The organism is Lentimicrobiaceae bacterium (assembly GCA_020636745.1).
In the GTDB taxonomy this organism is placed as follows: domain Bacteria; phylum Bacteroidota; class Bacteroidia; order Bacteroidales; family Lentimicrobiaceae; genus Lentimicrobium.
The window spans coordinates 402,754-416,368 of the sequence record JACJXH010000001.1; the positions used below are offsets into that span (position 1 = coordinate 402,754).

Annotated in this window: 8 protein-coding genes; 2 read left to right on the forward strand and 6 right to left on the reverse strand. The window is 40.4% G+C overall.

Translation table 11 applies throughout. From position 1 onward, the window contains the following. Window positions 1-16 precede the first annotated feature (16 nt). Window positions 17-1,426 carry a HAMP domain-containing histidine kinase gene (locus H6541_01605; GenBank protein MCB9014459.1) on the reverse strand — a complete coding sequence of 470 codons (1,410 nt, stop codon included), beginning with the start codon at window positions 1,424-1,426 and terminating at the stop codon, window positions 17-19. A 404-nt stretch (window positions 1,427-1,830) separates the two neighbouring features. On the opposite strand from H6541_01605, the gene H6541_01610 reads away from it, so the two are divergent. Continuing rightward, window positions 1,831-2,835 carry a fatty acid desaturase gene (locus H6541_01610; protein ID MCB9014460.1) on the forward strand — a complete coding sequence of 335 codons (1,005 nt, stop codon included), beginning with the start codon at window positions 1,831-1,833 and terminating at the stop codon, window positions 2,833-2,835. A 40-nt stretch (window positions 2,836-2,875) separates the two neighbouring features. Here the strand turns inward: H6541_01610 and H6541_01615 are convergent, their stop codons facing one another. The 5 genes from H6541_01615 to H6541_01635 are packed head-to-tail and all read right to left on the reverse strand — an operon-like array spanning window position 2,876 to window position 11,143. Beyond that, window positions 2,876-4,492, reverse strand: coding sequence for a hypothetical protein (locus H6541_01615; protein MCB9014461.1), 1,617 nt, complete (start codon window positions 4,490-4,492; stop codon window positions 2,876-2,878). A gap of 10 nt (window positions 4,493-4,502) precedes the next feature. Beyond that, on the reverse strand, window positions 4,503-7,358 hold the full coding sequence (locus tag H6541_01620; GenBank protein MCB9014462.1) for a hypothetical protein: 2,856 nt from the start codon (window positions 7,356-7,358) through the stop codon (window positions 4,503-4,505). Further along, entirely contained in the window at window positions 7,340-8,929 is a 1,590-nt protein-coding gene (locus H6541_01625; protein ID MCB9014463.1) for a cytochrome C, read from the reverse strand. Before H6541_01625 ends, H6541_01620 begins: the two co-directional genes overlap by 19 nt. A gap of 10 nt (window positions 8,930-8,939) precedes the next feature. After that, entirely contained in the window at window positions 8,940-10,274 is a 1,335-nt protein-coding gene (locus H6541_01630) for an NAD(P)-binding domain-containing protein (GenBank protein MCB9014464.1), read from the reverse strand. 2 nt (window positions 10,275-10,276) lie between these two features. Beyond that, on the reverse strand, window positions 10,277-11,143 hold the full coding sequence (locus H6541_01635; protein ID MCB9014465.1) for a hypothetical protein: 867 nt from the start codon (window positions 11,141-11,143) through the stop codon (window positions 10,277-10,279). Window positions 11,144-11,519: 376 nt separating this feature from the next. On the opposite strand from H6541_01635, the gene H6541_01640 reads away from it, so the two are divergent. Then, on the forward strand, window positions 11,520-13,559 hold the full coding sequence (locus H6541_01640) for a M13 family metallopeptidase (protein ID MCB9014466.1): 2,040 nt from the start codon (window positions 11,520-11,522) through the stop codon (window positions 13,557-13,559). Window positions 13,560-13,615: the final 56 nt, after the last annotated feature.

Genomic DNA, 13,615 nt, shown 5'->3' on the forward strand with positions numbered 1-13,615 from the left:
TTATCATAGATGAAATTTATTTTTCGGGCGTAGCCTGATGGTGTTTTATCAGAGGAATGCTAAAACAGAAAGTGCTGCCACTGCTTGATGTACTTTCCAGTTTGATTTTTCCACCGTTTTTGTTTATAAAATCCTGACAGAGAATCAACCCCAAGCCAGTTCCTTTCTCGCCTTTGGTTCCTGAAGTTGAAAAGTTCTGGTTGCTGAATAACAAGCCAATTTGCTCAACAGGAATTCCTGTTCCGTTATCCTGAATGTAAATATATAAGAAGGACTCATTCAGTTTGCTGTAAATGTGTATTTTACCTTCTGTTTTTGAAAATTTTATGGCATTTGATATTAAGTTGCGAATAACAACAGCAATCATACTTTTGTCTGCCAGGACAATCGAACCTATATCGACCTGGTTTGAAATATCCAGACTTTTACCTTTTATCTGGCTGTGATAGAGCTGAATAATTTCATTTAAAAGGTTGGCAATGTCAAATTCTTCCCGTTTTATAATATTACCTTTTAAATTGCTGTATGACCAGCTTAGCAAATTTTCCAGCAAATCGTTGGTTAAACTGGTTTGTTTTGAAAGCTCCGGTAAGATATCCTTAAAATCTGTTTCAGTTATATCCTGCTTTTGCAACATCTTAAGTATTTCGTCAAGATTTGACAGTGGACCTCTGAGATCGTGCGAAATAATGGAGAATAGTTTGTCTTTTGTTTGATTGGCTTCACTTAACTCATTCGCAATTATTTTAAGTTGAGCGTTTTGCATTTCCAGCTCTGTTTGTTGGTTGTTGATTGTCCATGATGCCCGGAATCTGACCAGGTAGTTTCTCCACAAAGTAAGGGATAGAAACCAACTGATAGAAATGATGGTAAATCCATTTACATAATTTGATAACCGGATTTCATGATTTAACTGAAAATGGTTCATTCCCAGAAAAAAAACCGTAAAAATCAGTAGGTAATAAATGGCAGAATATAAGGGGTTTATATAGATAATCATAGCGGCCATAAGGCAGACAATAACAAAAGGAGTGATTGCATTGGTTACTGATTGATCAATTCCGGCAATGATTGTTCCCAGGAGCAGGATGATGAAAAATGTGATGTGAGGAATGGTTTTAGAAACCCTTAAATGAAAGAGTTTCTTTTTGTGGATGTAAAAAATGACAGAACCAATGATAAGGAATGAGATAAAAGCCAAAGAGTGAGCAATTATTATTCCTTTTCTCCATTTAAATTCCGCGGGCAGGGCTTCATCAATTTTATATAAAAAAAGCAGAATGTGAAAAAGTGTAACCGGTAACCCTAAATAGACCAGGAACGTTAAACGGCCCAGGTTGTTCTTTAATATTTCATCTTTTCCCGATGATTTTTGATCGTCGGAGAAACTTAAATCTTTGAAAAAGTTTAAAATCAAATTCCTCATTTAAAACCTTTTTCGGGTCTTTATTATTTGATAATTATTAATTTAAAGGTTGTTGCAAAAATACTATGCAAAAAATTAATGATAACCCTCCGGGTCAATCTTTGTGATAAATTTAATTCAAAAATAAACGATATTTCTCAATAATGTGTGATAAATGTTGGTGCGAAAATACTTGCCCTTTTCGTTGAGTGTTAAAGTGTTTGTGTTCAGTGTTGTAGTGTATATTTATGTGCGTTCGAAAAATGAATTCTTAACGTGTTCTTGTAAATAAATGAGTATGCGATGATAGTTCAGATGGTCTTGGGCGGGGTGATGTTGTTAAATCTATACATCTGTTATTCAGTGGTTTTTATTATGTTGGATATTGAAATTTTGTAAGATTTTTAGTACTTTTGTAAGAAAAGATGCTTCCAAACAATCATAAACCCAATGTTGATAAATCATGGTTAAAGCTGATTTCAGCTTATAAGACCCCGTCTGTCCGCAGCAGTATCTGGCAATTATTAAATACACTTATCCCTTACATAGGTTTGTGGATTTTAATGGTCTACCTTATAACCATCTCGTGGTGGTTGGTTTTGCCGGTATCTATTCTGGCTGCGGGCTTTACTGTAAGGTTGTTTATTATTTTTCATGATTGTGGTCATGGCGCTTTTTTTAAGTCGAAATCAGCTAACGATTTTGTAGGTATTATTCTGGGCATTCTTACATTCACCCCTTATTTTCGCTGGCATCACGCACACTTAATTCATCACCGCACTGCCGGAAATCTTGATAAGCGTGGAGTGGGAGATGTATGGACCTTAACAGTAGACGAATATAAAAGCCTGTCGCGAAACAAACGATGGATGTACAGGGTTTACCGTAATCCGCTGATAATGTTTGGGCTGGGTGCGGGTTTGGTCTTTTTGGTCATGAACCGGTTTACCCGAAAAGGATTCAATCGCAAAGAGCGTTTGAGTGTTTACATTACCAATTTGGGAATAGCGGGGCTGGCTACAGGAATTAGTTTGCTGATTGGGTTGAATTCCTACCTGTTGATTCAAATTCCTGTCATGTATTTTGCTGCTACTGCGGGCGTATTTCTTTTTTATGTGCAACACCAGTTTCCCGATGTACACTGGTATCGCGATAATGAGTGGGACTATTCCACTGTGGCCATCAACGGGGCTTCATACCTTAAGTTCCCGGCACTCCTGCAGTGGTTTAGCGGAAATATAGGGTTTCACCATATTCATCATTTAAGCTCTAAAATCCCGAACTATAAACTGGAAAAATGTCATAAGGAAAATGAAGCCTTCCAAAAGGTAGTGCCTGTTACATTTCTGACAAGTATGAAGTCTTTGCGTTTGCGTTTGTGGGACGAGGAACGAAAACAATTGGTTACCTACCGTCAGGCCGCCGGTTAAATTAATGCACTATAGTGCTCCCCTTTTTGAATAATAAGTTTTAGAAACTTTTTGACACCTGAATGTTAAAGCGGTTGTTTATATACCTCATGTCAAATGTTCCTTCATAATAAAAGGTGCAGTTTAGTTTTTTTAATATTCTCCAGTTCAGACTGATTTCACCAGAATGCTGCATTTGGTTTATTTGTGTGTTGGCAAACCGGTAATCGATAAACCGGTAGTTAAATGTTCCACTTAACTTTTTAGGAATCAGATCTTTGGTAAATCCAAAGCTGAAAATGTTCCCGTTTAAAAAGCTGGTTTCCATTATGGTAGCAGAAAGGGTAGTCGAAATGTTCAAAAAAGGAATCTGACTGTAAGTAGCATAGGCATACATGTTTTTTGATGCTTTTATGTCACTTTTTCTGAACCGGTATCCTCCGGTTGCGCCAACTGATAGTTTTTTGGCCGGACGATAACTGACCTGAAGCAAGTATCCTTTCTGAGTCTCTGATTCAAGCAATTGATCAATAAAACTTTTATAGGTTTCGTAGTAAATAATATTCTGCCGTTCGCTGTATGACAATGAGACAGAACCCAGATTTTTATATTTGTATCTTAAAGAAAGGTAAAGGTTTGAAAGTTGAGGCGAGTTATCCTGTACTTCTTTTACATATCTGTAAAGGTCAAATTCAGCAGAGCCAAAAAAGCTGATGTTTTTAATTAAGGAGTTTGAATGTTGTAAATATGCAAACCGCCTGTCGGTGAATCCGGCATTTTTTTGTTCAACCAGCGCAATGGTGGTTTGAAGATTACTTTTGTTTATTACTTGTTCGTGATTTAAAAATACGCCATATTGCAATAAGGATGTATTGAAGCCATAATCACTGTAATCAGGTCTTGAGCCGGCCAGAATACCTGTAGTTATAGAATTGGTTTTTATTTCAAACTGAAGGCCATCCACAGCGCCCATATTCGAGATTTTGGGGTTAATTTTTCTGCCGGCCCATATGGTAGCATTTTTAGCTACTTCATATTTCAGGGCCAGATTATATATTTTCAACCCTTTGAAAACATTATTCTGAATTTCGCTCCACTGTTTGTTGCGATGAGCAAATGAAATGTAGGTTTCGCCTGAGAGTCTTGAGTTTGCTATGTTTTTGGCATTTAACGAAATCGTATAACGCATTCTTTGGGTGTTGGACTGAGGGGTATTTGAAAGGTTTGTATATGAGGCTACTGATAATCGACCATTGATAATTTGTTTTCGTTCAGTTTTCGATATATCATTGTTTGTAGTAGTATCTGGTATTGTGGCCGGCTCTTTTTTATCAGGTTCAACAGGTTTTATTTTATTTTCAGCAAGGCTATGCCCACTTTTAGCTGTTGCTATTGTTCCGGTAAAAATCTTGTCAGATGGTTTAAATATGAAGCCTGCAAGTGGGGTGCATACGCAGGATGTTGACGATAAATTTCTTACCAGCAATGCAGCTTGTGTTTTTTCGTTTATAATTGTAAAAAGAGTGTCTCCCTCAGAAATAGATTTTGTTGATTTAAACTTAACGTAAACACTTTGTGAGGTTACGTATGAAACCACACCTTCAAGAGGCTCGGAAAGCGTTTGGGCGCTTAGAAAAGTTACCGAAAACGCAAAAATCAGCAGAATGGTTATCCTCATGGTTTCGTGCTTAGTTTTCCCTGATATTCAATCTGATACTTTTTTTGTCGCCATTCCCGTTTGGGTGACAGTTGAAGCAAGCAATGCTGTTATATGCGTAGCCGTTCACACCCTGATGCTCATTGTTCATGTCTGACTGATTATGCTCATGACAATCAATGCAGCTGAAAATAGCATAATTTGAAGCATTGGTATGGCAATCGGCGCAAGTTGTCCATTCGCCATTGTGCTTTCCTGAATAAATGGGGAAATATTGAGCATCGTGGTTAAAGTTTGCCGGCGACCAGGCATTCTCGCTGTGGCATGTCAGGCATTCAGTTGAAAATTGAGCCGAGGCATGCGGCGGGTTGGTTGTTTGGTTATAATTATCCAAATGGCATCCAACGCAGGTGTTAGGTGTGTTGTTGTAGTTGCCGTTGTGGCAGGTAGCGCAGTTGCCCGAAATAGCTGCATGTGCTCCGTTTAGCGGATAAACCTGATTATGAATCGGGAATGAGGCAGGTTGCCATCCCGGTTCAGTGGTGTGGCAAGTGGCACAGGTATTGGGAATGCCAGCTGTTGTATGATTGGGATTTATCGCCTGGTTAAAATCAGCCTGATGGCAATCGCTGCAAATGCTGGTGGTGCCCTGATAACCATTGGTGTGACAATCCTGGCAAACAGTGGTTGTGTGACCTCCTGTCAATGGAAATGAAGTGGTGCTGTGGTTAAAGGCTGCCGATGCGTCGCCGGTTGGGTGGCAGGCAAAACATGCAGGGCTGTTATAAGCGTATCCGTTCACGCCCTGATGCTCATTGTTCATGTCTGACTGATTGTGCTCATGACAATCAATACAACTGAAAGCCGGATAGTTGGAGGCATTGGTATGGCAATCGGCGCAAGTTGTCCATTCGCCATTGTGCTTTCCTGAATAAATGGGGAAATATTGAGCATCGTGGTTAAAGTTTGCCGGCGACCAGGCATTTTCGCTGTGGCATGTCAGGCATTCAGTCGAAAATTGAGCCGAGGCATGCGGCGGGTTGGTTGTTTGGTTGTAATTGTCAAGGTGGCATCCAACGCAGGTGTTAGGCGTGTTGTTGTAGTTGCCGTTGTGGCAGGTAGCGCAGTTGCCCGAAATAGCTGCATGTGCTCCGTTTAGCGGATAAACCTGATTATGAATCGGGAATGTGGCAGGTTGCCATCCCGGTTCAGTGGTGTGGCAAGTGGCACAGGTATTTGGAATGCCGGCTGTTGTATGATTGGGATTTATCGCCTGGTTAAAATCAGCCTGGTGGCAATCGCTGCATAGGGTGGTAGTGCCCTGATATCCATTGGTGTGACAGTCACGACAACTGGCACCGGTATGAGCTCCTGTTAAAGGGAATGCTGTTGTATTATGATCAAATGTTTCAGATGCATCTCCGGTTGGATGGCAGGCAAAACATGCATCACTGTTATATACATATCCGCCTGTGTTAGCGTGTTGAATATCGGTGTCTTGTAAGTTGTGGGCGTGGCAGTCTATGCAACTGAATACGGTATAATCAGATGCATTGGTATGGCAATCGGCACATGAGGCCCATTCGCCATTGTGTTTTCCTGAATAAATGGGGAAATATTGAGCATCGTGATTGAAATTGGCTGGTGACCAGGCATTCTCATTGTGACATGTGAGGCACTCAGTTGAAAATTGAGATGTAATATGCGGTGGATTGTCTGTTTGATTGTAATCATCTAAATGACATCCAACGCAAGTGTTAGGCGTGTTGTTGTAATTGCCGTTATGACAGCTTGCGCAATTGTTTGAAATTGCAGCATGTGCTCCATTCAGTGCGTATATTTCATTGTGTATTGGGAATGTTGCCGGCTTCCAGCCCGGTTCAGTGGTGTGGCAAGTGGCACAGGTATTTGGAATGCCGGCGGTTGTATGACTGGGATTTGATGATTGGTTAAAATCAGACTGGTGACAGTCAGCGCAATTTGTTGATGTACCTGCATAACCTGAAGAATGGCACTCAAGACAGGTTGCATTGGTATGAGCCCCAGTTAGAGGAAATGCTGTTGAGTTGTGGTTAAAGCTTCCTTCGCCTGAACCTGTTGGGTGGCAGCCATAACAAGCGATACTATTATAACTGTATCCTGAAACACCACCATGATTACTGTCCATGCTTCCCCGATTATGCTCATGGCAATTGATACATTCAAATTCTCCGTAATTGGATGGGTTGGTATGGCAATCAGAACACGAACTCCAAACGCCATTATGTGTTCCGGTATAAATTGGAAAGAACTGAGCGTCATGTGTATTAAACTCGAGCCATGAGTAACTGCTAACGAAGTGGCATTCGTTGCATAATGTAGAATATCCGGCAACGGAATGGTTAGGATTACTGGTAGCTACATAATCTGCCTGATGACAATCAAAACATTCAATCCCTACTGGTTCAAACTTTAGCAGTGATTCTGACGGATGGCATGCCGAGCAGTCGGCGTTTTTGTGCGCACCCAGTATCGGAAACCGGGTTTGCTCATGTAGCCGGGCAATATCCTGAATAATCCATGCGTCAGAATTATGGCATCTGGCGCAGTCAGGCCCTGTTGTTTGCTCATGCATATCTGTATGACATGAATTGCATTCGGTTTTTGCATCCTTAAAAACAAGTGAAGTGTGACATGATCTACAACTGGTTTGTTTGTGTTGGCCAGTGAGCGGCATGGCAGTGGTATCATGATTGAACTGTATACTGTCTGTATTTACTTTCCAGCTTTCAGAATTATGGCAATTGTCGCAACTCACCCTGAAATCCTTGCCATGAGGCGAAGAAACAATCATTGTGAGTGAGGTTAAGATTACCAGTGTGCCGATGATTAATGACAGTTTTCGCATTTGATCTTTCCGGTTTTATATAAAACATAGGATTTGCTGGCGTCATCAATGCTTGGATGACACTTGACACAAGCGACACTTTTATGCTTACCATCCAGTTTAAATCTGGATTGGTTATGATCAAATGGTTTTGATTTCCATCCGTCAGGTATATGGCATTTGGAACATTCCGTTTTATTGTCTACATTAAATTGTCCTGAGTGCTCATCAGGATGGCAATTCGTACATGTTGAAGTTAATCCGGTAAACTGCAGATTGAGGTCGGTTTCTTTCTGCTTTTGCGCATGGCATGAGCGGCAGGTTTGTGTTTGGTGTTTTCCGGTAAGAAGGTATTTGGTTTGGTTATGGTCAAAACTCACTTCTACCCATGAGGCAACTGAGTGGCATTTAAGACAATTGGCCTCAGGATAATACTTTGAGTCAAGGTATGACTTGTGGATATCCTCGTGGCAATCTTTACACTTAAGCCCGATTTTTTTAAATGCCCAGGTTTCATTCTTTTTATGACAGGCTATGCAGGGTGTTGCGATGTGTGCGCCTTCTAATCTGAAAATGTTGTTCTGATGGCGCTCAATGGTGTAATTTGATGGCTGAAATCCATCTTCATTGTGACATTCTTTGCAATCAGGCGTTTGATTCTGACTGATCATCTCACCATTGTGATAGTCGGCATGACAATCGGAACATCTGCTGTGTTTAATTGGGTTGGTGTAACTTCCTTTATGACATTTGGCACAGGTTAAATTCGCGTGCCTGCCATTTAAATTAAATCTGGTTTTACTATGGTCAAACCGGTCAATGCTTTTAATAGTCCTGAATGATTCTTCGGAGTGACATTCTACACAGTTTTGACCAAACTTATTTTGATGAGGATCGGCATGACAATCGACACAATTTTTAAATTTCAGTCCTGTGAAGTTTTGAAAAGCTTTGCCGTTCAGTGTTTTAAGCTCATGGCATTTAACACATTCAACGGTTTTGTGTTGGCCTTTTAACGGAAATTTTGATTTAGAGTGGTTAAACCTTGAGGCTGGTTTAAATTTCTCATTTGTATGGCAGTCTGCGCAATTGCCCGAAAGTGTTTTCTGGTGATAATCGGCATGACAGGAGAGGCATTGCGTATCGAGGCCGAGGTATGTTTTCTTTTTCTTTTTAATTGCCGGGTCAACAATGTTTTCAGCCTTATGGCAGTCTTTGCATTCTTTTTGTGCATGAGCGCCTTCAAGCTTATAGCCGGTCAGATTATGATCAAATTTTGTGATGTCGAAATGTAATATGTCGAATTTACGGCCATGGTGGTCGCTATGGCAAATGGTACAGGTTTTTTTATAAAGTTTTGGAGAGGAATGGTATCCTTTTTTTTGATCTATGCGTGCTTTAAGTTCAGTGTGGCAGGCAAGGCACTTTTCATCAGAAACCTGAGCTCCAAGTGAATGACATTTGGTGCAGTTTGACATTCCCTCAAGGTGAGCATGTACTTCTGCCAGATCGCCCGGTGAGATTTGTCCTGAAGCACAGAAACTCAGAGCTAAAATCAACAAACAGGTGTAAATATATTTCAACTGCTTCATAGTTTGCTGATTAGTTGTGCTTTAAAATTGCTTCGCCAAACTTTTTAGTAATCTGAATTCCTGATTTAATCAGAAATTGAGTTGGAAGTTCTCCTCCGGCAAATATGTATACTAAATCATTTTCAAACCGTTTTATTTCACCTGTTTTGTTGTTCTCAATGGCAATGTCATCTTTTGTGATTTCATGTACCTGAGTGTTATAAAACAACTGAATTTTTTTCTTCTCGGCTGCTTCGTTTATCAATTGGCTGTTTTTAGGTTTCAGGCGGTTAAAGGCTTCGCTTCTGTACGAAAGCATCACATTATTTTGCCCGGCCAGCAACAAGGTCGATTCAATGGCAGAATCGCCACCGCCCACAACAACAATGTTTTTGCCTTTTATTTCTTCAGGTTCCAGTAATCGGTAAGCCACTTTTTCGAGATTTTCGCCAGGTACACCCAGTTTACGGGGAGTGCCTCTTCTTCCGATAGCCAGCAAAATATTTTTTGCCGTGAATTTCTGACCCGATAAAGTGTTTACTTCGAAAATATTTCCTGATGCTACAATTGTTTCAACTTTTGAGTTTTCGGTGATGCTTATGTCATTTTTTTTAAGAGCCTCCATCCAAACAGACAGAAGTTCAGCTTTACTTGTTTCAAATAGTTTTACCTTTCCATATAAAGGCAGGTCCATTGCCGATGTCATAACCACTTTGGAGCGGGGAAAGGTAAAAACGGTTCCTCCCAGTGTGTACTGCTCAAGAGTGAGGCATTTTAACCTGAGCTTTTTAGCAGTAAGTGAAGCTGATATTCCTGCTGGCCCTGCACCAACAACAATTAAATCGTAAGTTGCATCATGCTGTATTTTTGAAGTTTTAGCAATATTTTCAACTGCTTGTTTCCCTTGCTCAACTGCATTTTTTATGAGCCCCATTCCTCCTAATTCTCCAGCTATGTATATTCCGGTGACATTGGTTTCAAAAGTTTGGTTTACATGTGGCAGCTCAACCCCTCTTTTTTCGGTTCCAATACACAGTGTTATGGCCTGGGTAGGGCAGGCATGGAAACATGCTCCATGACCTATGCAATGTGATGCATTAATAGTTGTGGCTTTGCCATTGACAATGCCAATAATGTCCTTTTCAGGGCAGGCTGCAACACAGGCTCCGGTTCTGATACAGCTATTTGTGTCAATAACCGGGTGTAGTGATACGGGTTCAAACAATCCTTCAATTTTGGCCTGGGCTATTTTTGCCTCAACCGCTTTTGATTTTTTCTTTTGATTGCGGAAATACCAAAAAATGATAAGCCCGCTGAGCAGCAAGGTTAATGAATAAACCAGAATATTTTCTATGAGTAGTTCCATGCTCAGAAAATCCATTTATAACCGAAAGTAATGGTAACAATAACATGTATTATCATGATAATTAACATGATAATGGCAAAAGGAAGATGGGCAACATGCCAGTATTTAAAAAGGTTTTGCATGAATAAAAGCCGGTCAATTTTGCGATTGAGCGACAATTCATTTCTGACAAGATTACTTACTTTCTTGATGTCAGATTTTTCAAGGCCATTTTTTCGTAACTGGCTTTTAATGGTTTGAATGGTATTAACGTCTCTGAAATAATTTTTAGTATATGTCCAAAGAAGCGAAGCTCTTTGTATTTCAGCCTTCCGGCGTGTCGACTCTATTATCAGATTGTAGATATGTTTATCCAGTTGGTAAGTCGAGGATAAAATATCACCGATGTCACTTTTCATGTCTCTGACTTCACTCAGGCTTAGTTCCCGGCCTTCTATGGTGCGTGGTATCTGAATGTAAATGAAACGGCCTATAATTCCGCTTATAAAAACGGCCACCATGCTCCAGAAACTTATGGCAACAATGCCTCCAAACTTGAATGAAGTATGAAATAGAACCAATACAGGCCCCAGTGTACATAAAAATATATGAAATTCAAGCCAATGCTTAAGAACACCTACTCGCGATAATGACCTCATCCGTTTGCGGGCAACATAAATTGCAACGCCGGCCATCATCAGCAGTGAACCTGCAATGCCCAGTCCGTGACCCCATATTCCACTGGGTTTGAGTTGTTTGTAGTCGGGGTGAAAAAATCTCTCTTCCAGGCTCACTCTATAGTATGAATATCCTTTTACAGAAAGAAAAACAAAAGCTGAAACAACGATAATTGACAGGATGAAAATGTAGAGTTTATGTGCTTTTGTCATACAAGTTCAGGTGATTAACCAGTAAGTGTGATTGGTGAATTCGAACAATGAATCAGGTAAGCTTTCCAGATTAACAAATTTAAAAATAAATTTGACCGTTTTCAAGAATGGCTTCAGTTTGAACATATTCTAAATAAGATGGGCAGAAGTTAATTGTCGTTTAAGACCATTATAAAAATAATGAAAATGCCTCTATTGACCCAACTGTGAAAGCTAATTTGAAACATGACTAATTGTTATTTTCTTATCAGCAATCTGGTTAAACCTGTGTATGGCAAGAGTTTTTTGAGTGGAACTTCTTTACATTTGTGCACTGTTTAACTATTATAAAACTTGTTTAACAATGAACATGAATTACGCTAAACTTAAAAGGGTGATGCAGGCTACAGCTGGAAGTGCTGTTTTACTGCTAGCTGCATCGGGCTGCTCACCTAAAAACACCGCTAAAACCGAAGTTATGCCTGCCATTGATGCTGCCAACATGGATACCACTGTAAATCCGGGCGACAATTTCTATCTTTATGCCAACGGATCGTGGTTAAAAAATCATCCTATCCCTGACGAATACAGCAGATACAGCGCCTTTGAAGCACTGGGAGAGGAAAATTACAAACAACTTCAGACTTTGATGGAGGAAGCGGCTGCTGATAAAAATGCAGTAGCTGGTAGTGTCAAACAAAAAATCCGTGATTTCTATAACACAGGTCTGGATACTGTAAAAATAGAGCAGGAAGGGCTTACTCCGGTAAAAGCAGAACTGGATCGGATATCTGCTATTGCCACAATTGATGAGGTTAAAAATCTGATTGCAACAAACCATCTTACAGGTGCTTATCCGCTTTTCTATTTCTTTGGCTCGTCTGATGAAAAGAACAGCAATATGGTTATTGCCCAGCTTTATCAGGGCGGCCTGGGCTTGCCTGATCGTGATTATTATCTGAACAATGATCAGCGCTCGGCTGATATCCGCAACGAGTATGTGAAGCATATTGCCAGAATGTTTGGCTTTTTAGGTTATAACGAAGCAGAAGCCAGCCTTTGTGCAACAAATGTTATGCAACTTGAAACGGAGCTTGCCAAAATTTCTTTAACACGCAAGGAGCTTCGCAATCCGGTGGCTAATTATAACAAAACGAATCTGGAAGGTTTGCAAAAAATCGCTCCCGCGATGAACTGGGCTTCTTATTTCAATACCTTAGGTCTTGATAAAAATACCGAAGTAAATGTGGGACAGGTCAGTTTCTTTTCCGGAATCAGCTCCTTACTGAACAAAATTCCAGTTGATCAATGGAAAAACTATCTTACCTGGAATCTGATAAACGATGCAGCATCTTATTTATCATCCGATTTCAATCAAGAGCATTTTGCTTTTTATGGCACCATGCTGTCTGGTACAACCAAGCAAAAGCCCCGCTGGAAAAGAGTGCTTAATGAAACAAGCGGATCATTGGGCGAAGCAGTTGGCCAGCTTTACGTTGAAAAGTATTTTCCGGCTCAGGCCAAACAACGTATGATTGAACTGGTAAATAACCTGAAAGCAGCCCTGCATGAGCGTATTCTCAATCTGGCCTGGATGACCGACGCTACGAAAAATGAAGCGATTGCAAAACTTGATAAGATCAATGTTAAGGTTGGATATCCTGATAAATGGATTGACTACAGTTCGTTGGTGATTGGAACTGATTCCTATTATGAAAACATGAAGAATGCAAGGGCTTTTTCAGTCAAACGCGAATTGGATAAAATAGGAAAACCAGTTGATCGGACTGAATGGGGTATGACTCCTCAGACAATTAACGCCTATTATAGCCCCAATATGAATGAGATAGTATTTCCGGCTGCTATTCTGCAACCGCCGTTTTTCTATCTTGATGCCGACGATGCTGTAAATTATGGAGCTATTGGTGTCGTTATCGGACACGAAATGACACACGGATTTGATGACCAGGGACGTCAGTACGACAAAGAAGGTAATCTGCATGACTGGTGGACACCGGAAGATGCAGTGAACTTTGAAAAGCAAACACAGGCTTTGGTTGCCCATTATAACAACTATACGTTGCTCGATTCTCTCCATGTTGATGGCAGCCTTACCTTAGGTGAGAATATTGCTGATTTGGGAGGGGTAAACATAGCTTACACTGCTTTGCTTAAAGCGATGACAGGTAAAGATATGAATGCAACGATTGATGGATTTACTTCTTCTCAGCGCTTTTTCCTCTCTTATGCCCAGGTTTGGCGGAACAATATCCGCGATAAAGAGCTTATGCGCAGATTGCAGGAAGATGTCCACTCACCGGGAGAAGCCCGCGTAAATGGTATCGTTTACAATATCCCTGCATTTTACCAGGCTTTTGATATTAAACCCAGTGGTAAAAGGTATATTGTTGAGGATAAGGTAATTAAAATCTGGTAGCCGATTGTTCTATTAGGCAATAATGCTGAAGGTTTGAGCTGTCTTGTGCAATATTA